Genomic DNA, 18,997 nt, shown 5'->3' with positions numbered 1-18,997 from the left:
GATTAAAAAGCTACAGCAAAGCGGAAGAAGCCTTTAGTACCATTACTAACTCTACCAATAAACAAATTCGTTTCAGCGGCAACTGTTACTAAGGGAGATATCCATGCATTAGAAGAACCCCTGAAATCACTCGACCAATAAAATGTCTCGGAAGATGATGCATCATAATTAGCATATTGCGGCAAATCTCCTCCAACTTTTGTTATACTTGTAGAAATAGCCTCATAGTTATTTTGTATGATATTCAATTCCTCGTAAGAAGGTAAATACCATTTGGAAGATTTGCCTTCTTCAATGGTTACAGCAGCACGATAGGTCGTAAGGAAATCTACAAAATCAGTTCCAAGATTATCTGTGTTTGCAGCAGCCAGCTCTACAATCTTAGTATTATTATAACCTAATATCATTGCAGGTGTACTGGATATACTTAAGGTAGCATCAATATAATCCAAAGCATAATCTTGCGTTTCCAACCAGTCCTTATAATCTTCTTTAACCGACCCGAACCTACCGCTCACTGCATCACTGCTATTATTCGCATTTTTAAGCGCTATTGCCAGTCCATTTACACACGAAGGATATTCTTTCTTTAAGACATCTTGTGTTTCCGTATACGTATCACTATACAATACCGACGGTTGCGGATTACCGACATAATATACCACTCCCACAATACTATTTTTCATCTCTGGCTCCAACTTATCCAAATCATAATCCTTATCGATAGTCGTACCGTCATTACAGAAGAAATCGCCTATCTCGAGCGTAGGATTATAATTTATTTTTTTCTCCACACCGATATCCCCTTTATCATTAGGTGTCCACCCCTCAATGGTCGGGGAATCAATCTGCAACTTCTCGCCGCTTTCCGTCTTGCTCAAATCGACAGAGTACTGATATTCCTGAGAACTGTCCAAATCAGGAGTCAAGGTTCCGGCATAAACCTTATCTCCTACCTCAATCACCAGTTGGATAGCCTCTGCCGTACCGTCCGCAGCCACCGGCGGCAAAATAACGGAGGAAGAAGCACCCAATACAGCCTCCACCTTTACATTTCCCTTAGTAGTTCCGGGCTTCACTTCACCCGTTGCAGTATCGAAAGTACCGTCGATAATAACACCCTGCAACGTATAGGAAATAGGAGCTCCTTCCGCCTTGGTAGCAGCCGCATTACTGTCTGTAATTTTCAGGCTTACCTTACTCATCTGATGTTTGAACAAGAACGTAACATTCGGATTGCTCCGTGTAGCCGTCCCCGTAGCATACATAAAATCTACCGCATTATGGCCTACATATACACCGGACTCATCGGCAATCTTAAAACTCTGTACTCCGGCAGATGTACCCTCATTGCCGGCATACGGATAATAAGCCGTATACGCAACTTCATCATCGCCCAAGATATAAATACCCGTAGCACTGGAGAAATCACCCGCAGTACTACCAGCCACATACTTGATATTCACATTCGGATTAGCAAGGTTATCGCTTACACCGATTGCATCGTCTACCGTCCAAGTGATACCGTCATCGGCCACGCGCGTATTCACCTGGTCGATACTGGCCGACACTACAAGTTTAGAACCGGCGATATCCTGCCCGTCATAATCATTATTGCAGCCACCCAGCAGCACCAATGCGACAGTGCCTGTCAAAAAAAGCTTTTTAGTTTTCATGATATTAATATTTAGTAGATTATTAAAGTCGAACCTTATGTCGTTACTCTCCGATTTCGTTGCAAATGTAAACAATAGAGCCCAAACCTGCCATGACGAATATTCATTTTGCATGTAATTTCATCCACTGCCGGCAAAGTTATCTTTTTCCATGCTTTGTGTACATATATACATCGCCGATAGAAAAATATCCGCTACTTTTGACATCGAAAAACAAAACTCCCGTAACCCCAAGAACTGGAAGAATATGAAAAAATACCTGCTTTACCTAATCGCATCCATGCTGGTTACCATGAGCCTGAACGCCCAGACCCGCTACAACTATAAGAAGCTGCAACGCGAAAACCTCGGACGCGGTGTCGTTGCTGTCCGCAAAGACGCCTCCACCGTAACCGTATCCTGGAGATACCTCTCGTCCGACCCTATGGATACCGGGTTCAACATATACCGCAACGGCAAGAAGATTACCCCGCAACCGGTAAATACCGCCACCTTATATGACGACCCGTATGCAGGCCCGGACGCCGCAGACTATGAAGTGCGTCCGGTCGTAAAAGGAAAAGAAACCAATCATAAGAACGGCCGTTATATCCTGCCCGCCAATGCTCCGACAGGCTACATCCAAATCCCGATGAACAAACCGGCAGGCGGTACTACCCCCGCAGGAGACACCTACACCTACTCGCCCAACGATGCCTCCATAGGCGATGTGGACGGGGACGGAGAATATGAAATCATCCTGAAATGGGACCCGAGCAACTCTCACGACAACGCCCACGACGGCTACACCGGCGAAGTACTGATAGACTGTTACCGCCTGAACGGCGAGCAACTGTGGCGTATCGACCTCGGAAAGAACATCCGCGCCGGCGCCCATTACACCCAGTTCATGGTCTACGACCTGGACAACGACGGTAAAGCCGAAGTAGTAATGCGTACCGCCGACGGAAGCACAGACGGCAAAGGCAATGTCATAGGCGACGCCACCGCCGACTACCGTGAACCGGGAGAGATGTACACCCCCCGCAAGAAAAAAGGCGATACCCGGACACCCGAAGCGAGGCTCCGCAACCAGGGACGCATCTTTAAAGGGAAAGAATACCTCACCGTATTCTCCGGCATGACGGGCGAAGCCCTGTACACTACCGACTACATCCCCCAGCGGGGCGAACTGAAAGGCTGGGGCGACAACCGCGCCAACCGCAGCGACCGCTTCCTTGCCTGTATCGCATACCTGGACGGAATACATCCCAGCGTAGTGATGTGCCGCGGTTATTATACCCGTACCGTCCTTGCCGCCTTCAACTGGGACGGAAAGAAACTGAAGAACTGCTGGACCTTCGATACAAACCAGCCCGGCAACGAAAAATTTGCCGGCCAAGGCAACCACAACCTGCGTGTGGCAGATGTAGACGGTGACGGCTGCGACGAAATAGTGTACGGCTCCATGACCGTAGACCACAACGGAAAAGGACTGTATTCCACCGGCATGGGGCATGGTGATGCACTGCACCTCACGCAATTCGACCCTTCGGACCCGAAACTGCAAGTATGGGCCTGCCATGAAAATAAGAAAGACGGCTCCACTTTCAGGGACGCAGCTACCGGAAAAGTCATTTTCCAGCTACCGCATAATACGGATGTAGGCCGTTGCATGGCGGCAGATATCGACCCCATCCACCCCGGCGTAGAGATGTGGTCGGCACGTTCCGAAGGCATACGCAACATAAAAGGCGAAATCGTTGCTCCCAAGATAAAGAAGCTCCCGATAAACATGGCCGTATGGTGGGACGGGGATTTACTGCGGGAAATGCTCGACGGAAATGTCGTAGGCAAGTACAACTGGAGAGTGGAAACCTATACCCCGCTCGCCACTTTCGAGGGAACGGCCGCCAACAACGGAACCAAAGCCAACCCCTGCCTGCAAGGCGATATCATCGGCGACTGGCGCGAAGAGATACTGTTGCGTACCGCAGATAATACGGCATTACGCTTATACGTAAGTACCATTCCCACAGCATACCGTTTCCATACATTTCTCGAAGACCCAGTGTACCGTATCAGCATAGCCACCCAAAACGTAGGATACAACCAGCCGACCCAACCCGGATTCTACTTCGGACCGGATTTGAAAGGTACGTTCAGAGGATGCCGATTAGAGAAATAAAGAGCTAACCAACAAGCTGTTGCAGTTTCCTCCCGAAGGGAACGAGCGTTTCCAGGCACAGAAACGACAGTTTCCCCTAAAGGAAACGCATGTTTCTCTTGAAGGAAACCCAAGTTTCTCCTAAAGGAAACCGGAATTTCTCTTAAAGGAAACGGCCGTCTCCTCAAGAGAAACCCTGCTGCTTCCATACCATTAAAAAATCAGAACCACCATTATGAAAAGATTAAAAACCTTATGCCTTTTACTTTGCCTGCCGATAATGCTGGCAGCCAAAGAGTACTATGTAGCGACCAATGGCAACGATGCCAATACGGGTAGTATCGACTCCCCCTTCGCAACACTGTCGCGTGCGCAATCGGAAGTGAAGCCCGGCGATATCGTATATATCCGCGGCGGGAAATACACCGTAGAAGAGTCGCAAATTATGGGAGAGAAAGAAAACATCTACGCCTGCGTATTCCTAATGGACAAGAGCGGAACGGACGAGGAACACCGTATCTGCTACTTCGGTTATCCGGGTGAACGTCCTATATTCGACCTCTCCCAAGTAAAACCCGACGAAAAGCGCATCAGCGTGTTCTATGTGAGCGGTTCCTACCTGCATTTCAAGAACATCGAAGTGGTGGGCACACAAGTCACCATTGTAGGACATACCCAGTCGGAATGTTTCAGCAACCGGGGCGGCAGCCACAACATTTACGAAAACCTGTCCATGCACGACGGCATGGCAATCGGTTTCTACTTAGTGAAAGGAGGTGATAACCTCGTGTTGAACTGCGATGCCTACAACAATTACGACCCCGTATCGGACAATGGCAGGGGAGGCAATGTAGACGGTTTCGGCGGACATCCCGACAACAACGGAAGCGGCAACGTATTCAGAGGTTGCCGTGCGTGGAGGAACAGCGACGACGGTTTCGACCTCATCAACGCCGGACAAGCCGTAGTTATAGAACATTGCTGGTCTTTTTACAACGGTTACCAACCGAACAGTATGACAGCCAAGGCAGGAGACGGTACAGGTTTCAAAGCAGGCGGATACGGCATGAGCGACACCCCCAAGGCGCCGGACGTCATACCGATGCACGAAGTGAAAAACTGCATCGCCTACTACAACAGGAATAAAGGCTTCTACGCCAACCACCACCTGGGCGGCATTCTTTGGTCTAATAACAGCGGCTACAAAAACCCTTCCAACTATTGCATGCTCAACCGCAAGTCGATAGACGAAGCCGTCAATGTGGCCGGATACGGGCATATTCTGAAGAATAACCTCTCATACAGCCCGCGAAGTACGGGAAAGCATATAATCGACATCGACGAAAGCCAATGCCGAATAGCCAACAACAGTTTCCTGCCCGCAGCTATGGAGCTTACGGAAACGGACTTCCTCAGCCTGGATGCCAGCCAACTGGAAGCAGAACGCAAGGCAGACGGCAGCCTGCCGGATATCACCTTTCTGCAACCGGCGGAAAGCAGTCCGCTCCACACCGCCCGAATAGGCTACTCATTCGAAGCCCCCATTACCGATGAAGATAACGACGGCATCGATGACAACACGTTGATAGGCGAAAAAGACTGGCTCATGGAAGCCGCTATCCGCGTAAGCAATGGCATTGCCAGTGTAGAAGGACCGGGAGCCGAGGACTTCACCACTTTCTACATCAACGGGCAGAAAGTGAAAATGAGCGACGGAACAGTCGATTTATCCGCATATAACGGCACGCTGAATTTAAAAGCCACCTCCACCCAGGGCGGCATCGTGAAACTTACCCTAAACAAATAACCGCTAAACAGTCCATAAACAGTACACTTATGAAAAGCATCATCCATACGCTCGCCGCAGCTTTCCGGATTATTATCTTACTGACAGTCCTTACCGCCTGCAAAGACGACGACGGGCACATTTCATCGGACCGGGAAGCCACTCCCGCCTTCTCCTGGCAAGAAAATTCATTTCAACTGGAGACAGACAACGGTTGGGGAATCACACGTTTCGCCGACCGCATCGCACTCAGTAACTTCGACCTGAAATGCCAGTACCACCTCTCATGGAGCGGCGGCCCGGGTGCAGGCGAGAAAACAGACGGCATCCTGAAAATAGCGGAGGCAGGCAAGAAACTGCAAACTATCCGCCTGGACAAGCTATCCATAGAAGATATAGGCGGAACGTACTACAACATCCGGTTCCAGCAAGGCGAAAAAACGGGTACGTTGTTATTCTCATTCGCCCGATAGCGGAAGCCCGTCCCGCCCCGCATCGCCTCTATCCTTCTGGTAGGCCGAGGGAGACATGCCGAACTGCGCCTTGAAACACTTGCTGAAATAGAAGGGGTCGTTGATACCTACCTGATAAGCCACCTCCGCAACAGTGACATCCGCTTTCAGCAACAGCTCCGCCGCCCTCTTCATACGCATCACACGCAGGTACTCTTTGGGGGCATAGCCGGTAACCCCCTTTACCTTGCGGTAAAATATGGTACGCCCCAACGACATCATGGAAGCAAACTCGTCCACTGTAAAATCCGGGTTCTCCAGTTGCTCCTCTACGATACGCGTCAGCTTGTCCGTAAACTCCCTGTCCTTGTCCGTCGTACAGATAACCGGACGTACCATGGAAAGGTCGCTCGAGAACTTCTCGCGCAACTTATCCCGCTGCTCGATTAACTTGAATACACGCGCCAGCAGGAGCTTCGTACTGAACGGCTTCGTGATGTAGGCATCCGCCCCGCTCTCCACCCCTTCCAAATGGCTTTCGGGCGCATTCAGAGCCGTAAGCAAGATGATAGGGATGTGACTCGTATTAAAGTCGCCTTTCAGCTTCCGGGTAACCTCGAACCCCGACAAGCCGGGCATCAGGACATCGCAGATTATCAAATCGGCATCGTAGGAGCAAGCCCGCTCCAACCCCGCATTCCCGTCGGCCTCCGCCACCACTTCGAAATAAACGGAAAGTTCCTCCTTCAGAAACTCGCGTACATCCGTATCATCTTCTATAACCAGCAATCTCCGCTTGTTCAGGGGGGCAACAGGCATGCCTTCCTCCCGTATATCCTCTTTCTCCGTATCCGCACTCTTACCGGCATCCGCCCTTTCATCCCTCTCCATATCCGCCAGATGCTTCTGCGCCATTTCCTCCTCACGGAGCAATACATTGTTGGGTATCAGAAAGTCCTTCTCCTCATAAACCGAAGCATCGGTAGAAAGTACCACCGTAAAGACGGAACCGCCTCCCGGATTTTCTTCGTACGTTATGGTTCCCTTATGGACACTCACCAGCTCGTGGGTCAGGTGCAACCCTACCCCCACACTGCTTCCGGAGAAGTTACTCTGCATGAAACGCTTGAAAAGCTGGTCGCGCTTCTCCTTAGGAATACCTACGCCGGAATCCGCCACCCTGACAATCAGCTTACGCGCAGCGGCATCCACCTGCACGGAAAAGTCTATCTTACCGCCCGAGGGAGTGTACTTGAACGCATTGGAAAGCAGGTTGTAAGTAACCTTATCCAAATTTCCCTTATCGATAAACATCTTATAAGACGCTATGGAAGGAATAAACCTGAAATCCATTTTCTTGGATTCGGCGGCATCCCCGAAACTCAGGTAGATCTCATAGAGGAACGCTATCACATCGGTCTCTTCCAGCGAAAGCGCAAGCTTGTCGTTCTGCATCTTCCTGAACTCGAGCAACTGGTTGATAAGCCTCAGCATACGCCGCGTGCTCTTATCCATGACTTTCACCGAATAAGCCATTTCCTTGGGAATCTTGCCTACCCGGTGCATCTTCTCCAACGCAGCCTGAATCAGCGTCAGCGGAGTACGGAACTCGTGAGAAATATTGGTAAAGAATACCAATTTGTATTCCGTGAGCTGCTCCTCCACCTTTATCTTATTGCGTAAGTCGTTCATATTGCGCACGATGCGCCATACCGTGTAGAGCACAAAGGCCACAAGCAAGGTATAGAGCAAGTAAGCCCAGTCGGTACGCCAGAAAGGCGGTGCGATGACAATCCGCAGCGTCGTGTCCTGCTCCGCCCACTGCCCTGCCGCATTACACGCTTTTACATGGAAGTCGTAAGTACCCGGCTTCAGGTTCTTATATGCGGCAAAGGTCAGTGCAGACGGGGTGCTCCACTCCTTGTCGTACCCTTCCAGCTTATAGCTGAACTTCGGCGGAATCGTCGTAGAGTAATCCAGCGTAGAGAAATTAATCCCGAAAGAATTCTGGTTATACCGCAAACGGATGTCACGGGCATAGGCAAGGGAATACTCCAACGGAGAGTTAGGGTCATCGGAAGCCACCGATATGCCGTTCAGCTTCAGCTCCGTAAAGGTGACGGAAGGAATACGCTGCACGCTCTCCACCTGCGAGGGGTCTACAACGGTCAGTCCCTGGTTGGTTCCCATGATAATCCTGCCGTCCTGCAACCTTAATACACAACCTTCGCTATACACATTACTCAACATATCGCTGGAGAAAAAGTAATTCTCGAAAGTTTTTGATTGGGGAAAGAAGCAAGACACGCCGTATTCGGTCGTAATCCACACCCTGCCTGCCTCATCCTCTACAAATGCCTGCACCATGCTGTTCACCAGCCCGTCGGCCACACCGTAATGGGCAAATTCCAGCTTACCGTAATCAGTGCCGGGCGTACAGACGGAGAAACCCGCCCCCGACTCGGCAATCCAGATATTCCCCTTGCTGTCCTGCATGATATGCCGCACCTCATTGCTCAGCAAACTCCGGTTGCTCCAGTTATAATGATAATAAGCCTTAGAGTCGGCCAGCAATTCCTCGGGGCGGAACACGAATATACCGTCGCTCGTTCCCGCCCATATCCAGCCCTGCCTGTCCTCAATCAATGTACGTATCCGCTTTTGGGAATAATACTTATCAAAAAAATGCCGGAAGCGATAGCCGCCCTTTCCGTCGGGCACAGCCAAATCCAACCCGCCGCCGAAAGTCCCGACCCACATCCGTCCCTTACGGTCATGCAGCATACAAAATATTTCATCGGCAGCCACCGAACTCACATCATCAACCCGGTAAGCATACCTCTTGCCGCCTACATACAACCCGTCGCCACGGCTCCCCAGCCACAAAGTACCTGCGGTATCCTCGCAAAGCGCATATATATTCTTACTGTAAGCCTCCTTCTTTTTCAAACGCGACAATGCAGCATCGTACACATAGACTTTCCCGTCGCGTGTACCCAGGTACACATCGCCGCCGGCTCCGGCAGCCAGCATGCGTATATTGTTCACATGCATTTCCGTATCATATTCCACCGGCTCCGGATAGAACTGCACCGCCCCCTCGTTCACTACCTTCAAATGAGACACCCCCGTATATTCGGAGCTCAGCCATATACTGCCCGAGCGGTCCTCCATGACATATTGCAGGGCATTGGACGAAATAAGCGACGAACGGCTGTCGTCCGCCTTGAAATGACGGAGCTCGTCCGTCCGCAAATCATATGTAAAAAGACCGTTGCCGTAGGTGGAAATCCAAAGAATGTCTCGCGAGTCGTGCACCACATGATAACGCTCCATGTCGATGTATCCCACCTTCTCCCGGGGCATCAGTTGAAAAACCTTCACAACTCCCGTTGCCGACCGGATATAATACAGCTTCCCCGTTCCGTTGTGCACCCAATAATTTCCCCGGTTATCCACGGAGACTTCACCGCCGGGAATATTCCATTGGGCAGGCGAAGGCTTCAGCACATTACCCTCCGGCTCAAAAACGAAGCTGCCCTTCGATGTGAAAATAACCCATTGACCGCCGATAGCCAGATTGCCCGGCAAGTCCAGCCCCGAAGATACGTCCGGCAACTTCGCTGCGAAAGCAGGGCGTCCCTGCCTGCCGGCACTCCATATCTCGCCCTCGGCGGTTATAAAACAGGCTTTATCCCCGAAACTGTAGGCACGCTGGAAGCAATGCGCCTCGTCCGCACACTGCAACGCGCCGCTCTGCCAGAAATAAAGCCCCTTATCCGTACCTATCCACACCCGCCGGCCGGCATCCTGCAACACAAACTGTACATTGTCCGAGCGCAACTGCCCGCTCCCGACGTCAAACACCTCCGAAACGAACTTGCCGTCCCGGTATCGTACGCGGCGGCATCCCTGCCCCCGCCCCCACAACCAAACGGCGTCGGGCAGGATAGTGATATACCCGTAATGGTCCTCGTATTCCCCGCAGCCGGTAAAGTCCACGAAGCAATCTTTCTTCAAGTCGTAACAACTGAAACGGTCTGCCGAGGTGGATATCCACAAAAAACCGTTACCGTCTTCATACAGATGCTTTACACGCCGGTCGGTAAGCGATATCCGCCCCTTATTCTCGGGCAGGAAAGTACGGAAAGAGTTGCCGTCGTAACGGTTCAGCCCATTCAGCGAACTCATCCAAATAAAACCCTTGCTATCCTGGTAAATATAACGGACGGAGTTATTGGACAACCCGTCCGCCGTAGTCAGATACTGCACATGTACCTTGACGGAGGCATATCCCGGCAGGCACGCCGCCGCAACGAGACATGCCAACAGAAAGGCATATATTCTTTTCCCGCAGACTCCTTGTTTCATGTTTTTCATAAGTTTCCGATGTCGTTACGGCAAAAGTAATGATTTTCTCCGTATTTACATCCGCACCCTATCTAATAGTTACTACAATCTCGCCGCCGAAAGGGTCGAAGTCGAAAAAAGCCTTACCGCCACGAAGCTGTACGGGAAGCTTCCTTTTTGCCTGACGCGCCGTAACCTTCTTCATAACCCCTCCCTCGACCACCAGGGTCAGCGGTTCGGTAAAAAGCTCCTTATCCAGCGGCAAGGAGGGAACGATATGCAGTTTATTCTTCTTCTCCGTAACGGCCAGCCGCACAGCCTCCCTCTCTTTGAGATAAGAGACTACCTCGCGGAAAGTCCCCACCCATATCTTATCTTCAGCAGCCTTTACCCTGTCCCAATGCTCCCACAAGCGTTGCGGGTTGCCGAAAGCGTCGAAGCCGTAAGTCAGCCCGTGCGTCATACCCACACCCCAGTCGCCCGTCTTTATGAGCGTTTCTATCCACTTCTCCAAGTCGCGCGCCGAGCGCTTGCTGCCTACGGAGCGCTGTTTCATCCGCGTACCTACACGATTCCGCGCAACGAACTCCATAGCCTCGCCCTCCTTCGTATTGTTGGGATAGGCATAGGTACGGGGTACGACGCCTACATTGGCATATATCGCACTGTCGTTTTTCAGGATATCCTCCTTGAGCACATCCAAGGGAAACCTCGCGAAGTTGCGGTGCGCCCAGCCGTGATTGGAAATTTCATGTCCCTTTTCTGCCATTTCCCTTAACTGAGGCCATGTTACACGGGTAGTATCCCTGATATGCCGCTCGTCCTTATTCACTTTGGAGCCGTTGATGAAAAATGTACCGCGAAAGCCACGCCTCTCCAGTTGCGGGGCTGCCAGCGTATAATGCTCCGCCAGCCCGTCGTCGAAGGTATAGCTGACGGCACACACCTTGCCGTGCCTGTACTTGGCTACATACACATTCCAATCCGCAGCGAATGAAAAGCCGGGACAAAAGAGTGCACACAAAAGAATAGCTGAAAAAGTCTTCATGGTCGTTCTATGTTTGGGTTTATCTGCTGCAAAGGTAAAGAAACACCCGCACATGCAACACCCCCGAACATCCGGAATCCATGTAGTTTCGTACACTCGCCCGCCGCTGCGGCCACATTACCGCCGGCCGTACCCGCTACGTACCCACCTACCGCCTCACTCTTCCGCCGCCGTAACACGCAGCATCAGATACGGCAACAGCGGCAGGCGTACCTTCCGCCGGTTCACGTCATAATGCCGGTAATCCACCGCCTTCCCCACTTCGAAAGTGCCGGGATATGCGGTGACCGTCATGTTCCACGTGTCGATGATTTCCACCCTATACTTAGTTCCCGGCTTCACCTTCCGGTAAGAAGCATTCTTTGCCGGGAGATTGAACTGCCATTCGTCCTGCATCTGCCTGCCAAAATAAATCAGATAATAATCATCCCCCGCCGTAGCCGTGCGGTGGTCGCGGCTGACATCCGCCAACTGCAACGGGTTAGGCAGCAAGTCCAGCAGGCTGCGGGTAAAAGCGATGCGCTTCCACGATTCGCCGCGCCACTCGCCTCCCTTCGCCCAGAAAATGGTGTCCATGCTGCCCGCATTCCACTGGTAGCACTCCCCATGCGTGACGTACGTACCCGCTATCAACCCCTGCCAGATGCGGTGAAGCATCTCCGGGCCGCTCAAACGCCCCCAACGGGAAGCGAGATTACCCTCGTAACACACCTCGTCGAAAACGACCGGCTTCCGGTAAATACTCCGTACAATGGCAGCCCGGCCGAAGTCCTCCACCGGAGCCTCGTCCTGGATACTCGTATGCGTAAGCTCCTTCATCCAGTACGGGAAATAAGTAGCCGTACTCCCGTGAATGGAACACAAATGCCCGTAGGAGTCCGATGCAGCTACGGTACGTATCAGCGCTTTCCAGTCCTCCTCCGTCTTGGATGCAACGTAGTCGTACTCATTAGCCAGCGACCACCATACATTGCTGAAAGCGGCAAGCCGCGCCACCAGATACTCCACGTACGCCGTATTCACCTCCGCCGGCAGGCTGTCGAACCCCCAGCGCCCCTTGTCGTACGGATGAAACAATATCAAATCCGCCTCGATGCCCAAACGCCTCAGGTCGTCGATGCGCTTCTCCAAATGACGGAAAAAGGCAGGGTCGAAACGGGTGAAGTCGAACACCGGCTTCCCACCGGCATACCCCTCGACAAGGAAAGGATAGATTTCGGGCTCCTCCTTGCAAAGCCCGTAATTCTTCGGAAACACGCACATCCGCAGCTTGTTGAACCGTGCCTTCTCCAACGAGCGCAATGTCTTTTCCTGCACGGGTTGCGGCATGTGCGTCCAGGCATAAGCCGTAGTGCCTACGGGATAGTAAACGGTGCTATCGGCATACATGAAACTATGCGCATCCCGCACCCTTACCAGACCGTGACTGCCCGCCGCGGCAGCCACACATTCCAAGCTCCCCCTTTGCCCGGCAAGAGCAGGCACATTGCTCGTCGTGGCATAATGCCAGACACCCGGCAACGTAGGCATAAAGCGGATAACATAACGCCCGTCGCCGTCGTAGAACCCACGCACGCCGACCGTATCTCCCCCCTGCTGCCAGAAATCCGCATGCAGGCAGACATCCCTGAAAGGATTACCCTCGGCAGTGCCCTGCAACACCACCTCGAAACGTTCCCACTGCGGGATTTCCGTTACTTGCGCACCGAGCCGCCAGACAGAGGCGGAAAGGCACGCCATGCACCATACGATTTTCCTAAAAAGTTTCATAACCGTTCGATTTAAAAACCGCCTCACCGCTGAAGCGTAATTCCCATTATTCCGATAACCACCTCATTGGAGAGCGTTTCCAGCACAAGATGCGAAAGCTGCTTCCCGGCATCCAGCGGCATCTCCAGCAACACCGCCGCACCCCCGTCCACCTCGCGGGACACCCCGGTGAAGCCCAGCTCCTCGCCGAAACGGTTGCTCAGCTCGCCCGTTTTCAGGCGCAGGCGGTAGAGAGACGGAGCATGACGGTTGAAAGCCTTCCCGTCCTCGAAGAATAGCTGCTCGATAGGCGGCCAGTTGTCCGGGTTCACCAAAGGCAGGACGTCGCACGTGCCGTCCTTGTAATATACGCGGATTACCCCGTTGTCGATATGGCACTGCATATGGTTGGTGCTGCCCGCCATTAAGAGATAGGCGCGGGACGCCCTTCCCTCCAAAGGTATCCGGAGGCTGTCCGGATAATTGTCCCAAAGCGAGGTGAAGGCAATGTTATGCCCCCGGGCAGGCGTACGGAAAGGTATTCCGAGCTTCGTCTCCAACACACCCCCGCGCACGGCGGCACGCAAGCCCGAATCGTCGATGACGGCGGTTTTCAACGGGTGACACCACTCGCCTATGCCCTGCTTGGGCAACTGCAACGTAGTGTACGGAGAGCGGGGCGACAGGTATTCATTGCGGAAAATATCCGTTACATCGGCATTAAACACCTCCTGCATATCCACAGGAGTGCACCGGTCAGGTTCCACCGCCTTAAAGTCGCCCGCCGGAACGGGCTTTTTGCGGCTGGCGGCTGCCGGTTGCTCTACCGGCGCCCACCACTTCATCTGCCCCTGCTCCATAGCTACGAAGTTCACGGGCCCTGCCTTGCGGACACGTTCGGCGGGATACGTTTCAATGGCGGAAGGCGCTACAAGCAACTCGCCCTCCCAACAGATGTCGATTGCCACCTCCCGGCCGGAAGCAGCGGGAACGGAAACGGCAAGCACGGGACGGTCTACCGAATTCTCTACCAGCCTCCACGCAGCATCCTGCCCATTCACCGTAAGGCGCGCCACAGCAGAGCGGCGTGCCGGAAATTGCAGTTCCAGCTCCTTCACCGCAGGCAGGCGGTGGGTAATGGTATAGAGCGAACGGTCGCGGGAGGAGTACTTGCCGGCAACCGCCTCGCCCGCCTTAAAGTCGAAATCGATGTCCGGCGTATGCAGCGAGGCATACTCCCACCCCTCCGGGAAACCGGGCTTTACCGACAACCGGCCGTTCAGGGCATCGGGCAGGATGCCGTAAAGTCCTTGAATCAACACGCGGGAAGCCACCCCGATAGGGTCGCCGAAATCGCGGTAACACTCGCCCCGGGCAGCGTCGTAGAAGCTTATCTGACCGAAGTTGCCCGGACTGTCGCCCAAGTACATGCCGTCCAGCACGGAGCTTTTCAGCAGCTTGAAGCCGGCATCCGCACGCCCCGCCTGGAAATAGGCAAGCGCCGTATGCATCACCTCGGCAAAAGCCACATTGTTGATACTCCACGAATAGGGCATCCAGTCCGTAGTAGCTACCGTGGCATACCCGCCGGCATTGATAGCGGCGCCGGCATCCTGCAACTGTTTCTGCCAACGGGCATAAGGCGCCGCGTTGACGGGCAGGGCGGCAGCGGCAGATGCAACGTCCGAGGTTACGACGGGGATATGGGGGATTTCGCGGTCTATGTATCCGGTGGCAAGGTATGCCTGGAACGGGTCTGCCACATCGCTGTCGAGGGCATGGTAAATAGTCCACACGGCAGCATCCTCGTGCAGGCGGCGGTGTCCCATGAAGTCCTGGAACTCCGCCCAATGTCCCTTCCCGGGCAGCCACAGGCGGTCGTTGAGCGCTTTCAGTATCTTATCGGCTTCCTCCCGGTAGGGCGTAGGGTCTTCGCCTATTTTTTCGGCAATCAGGGCAGCCAGCCGGTTGGCGCGGTAGTTGTAGGCGGAACTGTGCGTAACAGCTCCGCTGTTGTAATAGAGCGCATCGCTCGCCCAGATGCAGGCATAGGCATCGTAAAGGCCGTCGTTGTCGGGGTCGAAGTTGCGCTTCTCCCAGGCAAGGTGCAGCGTAAGCAGCGGCCACATGCGGCGGGCGTAGTCCAGGTCGCCCGTCCAGTTGAAGTGCCACAGCAGCTCGTCTATGTAGCAGAGGTTCATATCGTAATGATGCATCTGGTTGTTGCGGCGGGGATTGCGGCAGATGTAGCCGTTACTGTACTGCGGCGTGCCCCATATCTTGGCCGAGCGCGCCAGGGCAAGGGTGGAGTCCTGTGCGGGATGCGGAATCGTATTGGGAACCTCGGTTACCTGGCTGGCGGCATAGTTGTCGAAATGGGTGCGCGCCCGGTCGTGCCAGCCCAGCGCATCGCCCGTATAGGCGGCACGCCAACCGCTAAGCGGCATGCGCCAGCCCACGGCTCCGTGCAACCACACGCCCTCCTCGCCCCAGATGCCGTCGGCGGCAACGGCAAGCGCGCCGCCGAGCGTATTGAAATAAGGGTCGGGAGTGGTGATTTTGATACGTCCGGCAAGCTCGCGGCAGGCATCGCGAAGGGCGGCATACTGCGTACCGCCGTCCGGCATCTCCTTCAGCTCGTTACGGAAGATACCGATATACAGATGCCCGCGGGAGGGGAAACGGCATTTCAGCGTTTGCAGCACCGTACCGTCCTCCGCCGGCTCGAAGCATCCGGGAGGGTCTGCTCCCATATCGCCGTTGCGGGAAAGTTTCTTCCGGCGAATCGGCGAGTTCAGCACCTCCAGCTCGCAGCCGGCAGGCAGCGTTCCGGAGAACTCCCACATAGCCATTTCTCCCGTAAGGCTTGCCAGCACGGAGATTTCCAGGCTGCAATCCTCTCCCCATGCCTTGTCTTTCAGGGAGTAGATGCGACTGCCCGGCCTATAACGCGCCTCACACCACGTAGTCTCCTCCAACGGCGTCACCGTGCCGTCGGGCAGGCGGAGGCGGAAGCGTATGTTGCGGCTGTCGTTCTTGATATAAGCGGCGAATATCGGGCGGTCGCTGGTTTCCAGACGCCACGCCGTAGGGCTGCCGTATAGCGCCCGGGTATAGCGGTTCTTGCCGTTGACACAGACGAAGTCTTCGCCTGCGGGCAGGTACTGCAAGGTGCGGGGAGCTCCCCGCTTATGGTCGTTGTAGGAGGTGGATTCTATCAGGTCGCCTGCTTTCTTCGGCGCTTGCGAAGAAGAAGCATATTGCGCATAAGAACCCAAAGGCATGAATAGGGTAAAAATAATTGCAAAAACAGAGGTGCGTTCCATAGGGCATATCCGGTTCTAAAGATGAAGGTATGACAGAGGCTACCTCACCGTACGACTGAGGCTACCTCAGTCGTACCCTTAGGGTATCTCAGTCGTATACTTAGGGTCCCCCCTTCCACAGGCTATCCTGGGTAGGGAGGAGCGCAAAATCACTACAGTTTAATCATACAGTAATATTTAAATACAAAGAGAGGATTACGGCATCGGCTTCAAGCCCTCCCAGCGTACATCCCATGTTCCGTCTTGCGGGAAACCGGGGTTCTTCACCTCGCAGCCGTCCCAGCCGGCGCACATCAGCGCTACGGCGGTAAGCAGGCCGCCGTTGCCAGGCAGGTAGCAGCGCAGGCGTCCGTCCTGGTAGTTGTGGCCGTTGGGCAGGTAGGTATTGGTACGCTTGTCCATAAGCAGGGCGCCCACCGCTTTTTCGGGCTCGCCCAGACGGGTGGCGTTCATCGCCGTCATCGGGTAGTCCCAGCCCCAGGTCTTGCCCCAGTTCCAGTTGTCCCAAATCCAGTGGAGGGTATTCTTCATGTAATCGGCGCGTATCAGTTTGTTCATAGGCAGGATGCCCACGGAGCCGAGTACCGCCATATGGTCGCTGGTGAAACGGATGTCCTTGTATGTATCTACGGCATCTTCCGAGGCCAGGTACAGGCTGTCTTCGTTGTATGCCAGCGGAGAGAGTTTGTCTATCATCTCGTCCCATTCCAGGTTGCGCTTTTCGCCGGCACGCTCGCGCCACTGCTGGGCTACGCTCATGGCATAGTGCCAGTACGAGAGTTCGAACGGCGGATTAATGGTGGTGGCTGCACGCAGCGTTTCCTGCGCAGGGATAGCGCCTTTCAGTATAAAGCGGCCGTGGAAATCGTCGTAAGTGGCAAAAGAGTACATGAACTTCGCCGTTTCCTGCACCAGGTGGTTGTATTTCTTTATCACCTCGTCCGAGGGGTTGGCGCGGTAGATGAGTTCTGCCAGGTAGATGAAATGCGGCTGCTGCCAAATCAGGAAGCTGCCCACGTTGGAGGGGGCTTCTGTTCCGCTGGGGTCGGTCATCTTCATCCAGCGCACTCCGTCGAAGCCCTGGCGGCGGGCTATCTCGCGGGCAACGGGTTCTACGGTTTCGTACCAGCCCATAGTGCGGTCTAACAGCTCGGGATGTCCCCAAAGTGCTTGCCAGGACTGATGCCACCATATCATTTCGAGGTGGAATTTACCGAACCATGAGTTATACGTAAGTCCGGTTTCCTGCGGCGGCACGCTGCCGGCGGACTGGATAGCGAGCAGGTATTGGCTCAGCACCACGCGGCGTTCCAGCTCTGCGGCGCGCGGGTCGGTACAGTGCGAGAAGTCTACGGCTGCGCCGTTTTTCCAGAAGTTGTTCCAGTAGCCGGTGCTGGCGGCTGCTGTCTGGGCAAAGGTGGGCAGGGTATCGGCTTTATAGGATGCCGGCTTACCTTCGGATACGCTTCCCGGGAAATCCGGCGTGAATTTGCAGGAGAAAGCAAGCTTGTCTTCCTCGGGTGTCAGTACGAAATAGTTCTTGGCTTTCTCTTTCAAAGAGGCTTTTCCTTCCCAACGCAGGGATACGTAATATACCGTGGAGTCGAGCGTGCGTTTGAGGACGGCGCTCTGCGCATCTTCGCACACGATATCCGTTGTATGTTTGTCGTTGGCGTCCCAGTTGCAGGCATCATCGGCATGGGCGCCCGTAGGATACGGGAAGTGCAGTTTTACCCCTGCATGTGCCGGGCTGGCGATGCTGGCGGAAATCATATCTTGTTCCGGGTGGCAGGCGGTCTGCACATCGAAGGCGTTGCCTTTCAGCGTGAAGCGGCTGCTAACGATGCCGTTCCACATATCCAGGGTTTGGGAGATGCCGGTGATGTCGGAGGCTTTTACATCGTCGCCCAGTTCCAGCCCCACGATGCCCAGATGCAGGCGGTGGGGGTTCATGCGGAACCAGTTGGCGGCTTCCTTCTGCCGTCCGTCCTCCTTGAACTGGCATGCGTATATTTCTTTATGGCCGCGGCCGAAGTCGTACTCTTTCAGGTATTCTTCCGCCTTATAGCGGTTGGGATTACCGAAGCTGTGCCAACCCCACTGGCTTTGTGTACCCAGGGGTACGCCCTTGCTGTATAGCTCGGGGAAGGTTTGGAGACCGGTGGCATCGACGGTAAAGGCAAACTCGCCGTTACCTACCGAAACCGACGAGAGCGAATCGAACGAGGAAACCTGGGGGTTATTGCGGGCAACTAACGCCTCGCGATTTATCGGCGCCTGCTTGTCCGAACCGCAGGCTACCAGAACGACTGCAAGTAGAGAATAAATTAGTCTTTTCATGGTATTTTTAGTGTAAGTAATATATTCCATAGTTGTGAACGAAGCAAAGATAAGGCTTTTGCAGAAATACGAATCTGTATGTATTGGCAGAAAAGCTATAAAATTTGCTTCCAATCCCCTGCAA

The 18,997-nt window shown here is 53.8% G+C and carries 9 protein-coding genes; 3 read left to right on the top strand and 6 right to left on the bottom strand.

Going from position 1 to position 18,997, the window contains the following annotated elements; translation table 11 throughout:
- Window positions 1-2: 2 nt before the first annotated feature.
- Window positions 3-1,676 (bottom strand): fimbrillin family protein, encoded by a 1,674-nt coding sequence (locus tag C233_RS0107225; RefSeq protein ID WP_018666924.1) that lies wholly within the window; start codon window positions 1,674-1,676, stop codon window positions 3-5.
- A gap of 247 nt (window positions 1,677-1,923) precedes the next feature.
- Here C233_RS0107225 and C233_RS0107220 point away from each other — a divergent pair, with 247 nt between their 5' ends.
- The 3 genes from C233_RS0107220 (at window position 1,924) to C233_RS0107210 (ending at window position 6,081) form a co-directional block, all read left to right on the top strand.
- Window positions 1,924-3,843 (top strand): rhamnogalacturonan lyase, encoded by a 1,920-nt coding sequence (locus tag C233_RS0107220; RefSeq protein ID WP_025068680.1) that lies wholly within the window; start codon window positions 1,924-1,926, stop codon window positions 3,841-3,843.
- Window positions 3,844-4,057: 214 nt separating this feature from the next.
- Window positions 4,058-5,629 (top strand): right-handed parallel beta-helix repeat-containing protein, encoded by a 1,572-nt coding sequence (locus tag C233_RS0107215; protein ID WP_026314777.1) that lies wholly within the window; start codon window positions 4,058-4,060, stop codon window positions 5,627-5,629.
- A gap of 29 nt (window positions 5,630-5,658) precedes the next feature.
- The gene (locus C233_RS0107210; RefSeq protein WP_018666921.1) at window positions 5,659-6,081 is read left to right on the top strand and encodes a hypothetical protein; all 423 of its coding nucleotides are present in this window, start codon (window positions 5,659-5,661) and stop codon (window positions 6,079-6,081) included.
- Here the strand turns inward: C233_RS0107210 and C233_RS0107205 are convergent.
- The 5 genes from C233_RS0107205 to C233_RS0107185 all read right to left on the bottom strand — a co-directional run bounded on the left by C233_RS0107205 (window position 6,067) and on the right by C233_RS0107185 (window position 18,873).
- Window positions 6,067-10,440, bottom strand: coding sequence for a hybrid sensor histidine kinase/response regulator transcription factor (locus C233_RS0107205; protein ID WP_018666920.1), 4,374 nt, complete (start codon window positions 10,438-10,440; stop codon window positions 6,067-6,069). The two genes, C233_RS0107210 and C233_RS0107205, sit on opposite strands and share 15 nt — an antisense overlap.
- 58 nt (window positions 10,441-10,498) lie before the next feature.
- Window positions 10,499-11,458, bottom strand: coding sequence for a polysaccharide deacetylase family protein (locus tag C233_RS0107200; RefSeq protein WP_018666919.1), 960 nt, complete (start codon window positions 11,456-11,458; stop codon window positions 10,499-10,501).
- A gap of 156 nt (window positions 11,459-11,614) precedes the next feature.
- Window positions 11,615-13,228, bottom strand: a complete 1,614-nt coding sequence (locus C233_RS0107195) for a DUF5060 domain-containing protein (RefSeq protein WP_025068681.1) — start codon at window positions 13,226-13,228, stop codon at window positions 11,615-11,617.
- 23 nt (window positions 13,229-13,251) lie between these two features.
- Complete coding sequence (locus tag C233_RS0107190) at window positions 13,252-16,533, bottom strand: DUF4450 domain-containing protein (protein WP_018666917.1); 3,282 nt, start codon at window positions 16,531-16,533, stop codon at window positions 13,252-13,254.
- A gap of 195 nt (window positions 16,534-16,728) precedes the next feature.
- The gene (locus C233_RS0107185) at window positions 16,729-18,873 is read right to left on the bottom strand and encodes a hypothetical protein (protein ID WP_026314775.1); all 2,145 of its coding nucleotides are present in this window, start codon (window positions 18,871-18,873) and stop codon (window positions 16,729-16,731) included.
- Window positions 18,874-18,997: the final 124 nt, after the last annotated feature.

Source organism: Bacteroides gallinarum DSM 18171 = JCM 13658, from assembly GCF_000374365.1.
GTDB lineage: Bacteria > Bacteroidota > Bacteroidia > Bacteroidales > Bacteroidaceae > Bacteroides > Bacteroides gallinarum.
The sequence above is the reverse complement of the archived record's forward strand: the minus strand, read 5'-3'. Positions and strand labels throughout refer to the sequence as shown.

Coding starts and splice junctions, on each gene's coding strand:
- C233_RS0107225 (WP_018666924.1), bottom strand. CDS start 1,676: ATGAAAACTAAAAAGCTTTTTTTGACAGGCACTGTCGCATTGGTGCTG.
- C233_RS0107220 (WP_025068680.1), top strand. CDS start 1,924: ATGAAAAAATACCTGCTTTACCTAATCGCATCCATGCTGGTTACCATG.
- C233_RS0107215 (WP_026314777.1), top strand. CDS start 4,058: ATGAAAAGATTAAAAACCTTATGCCTTTTACTTTGCCTGCCGATAATG.
- C233_RS0107210 (WP_018666921.1), top strand. CDS start 5,659: ATGAAAAGCATCATCCATACGCTCGCCGCAGCTTTCCGGATTATTATC.
- C233_RS0107205 (WP_018666920.1), bottom strand. CDS start 10,440: ATGAAAAACATGAAACAAGGAGTCTGCGGGAAAAGAATATATGCCTTT.
- C233_RS0107200 (WP_018666919.1), bottom strand. CDS start 11,458: ATGAAGACTTTTTCAGCTATTCTTTTGTGTGCACTCTTTTGTCCCGGC.
- C233_RS0107195 (WP_025068681.1), bottom strand. CDS start 13,228: ATGAAACTTTTTAGGAAAATCGTATGGTGCATGGCGTGCCTTTCCGCC.
- C233_RS0107190 (WP_018666917.1), bottom strand. CDS start 16,533: ATGGAACGCACCTCTGTTTTTGCAATTATTTTTACCCTATTCATGCCT.
- C233_RS0107185 (WP_026314775.1), bottom strand. CDS start 18,873: ATGAAAAGACTAATTTATTCTCTACTTGCAGTCGTTCTGGTAGCCTGC.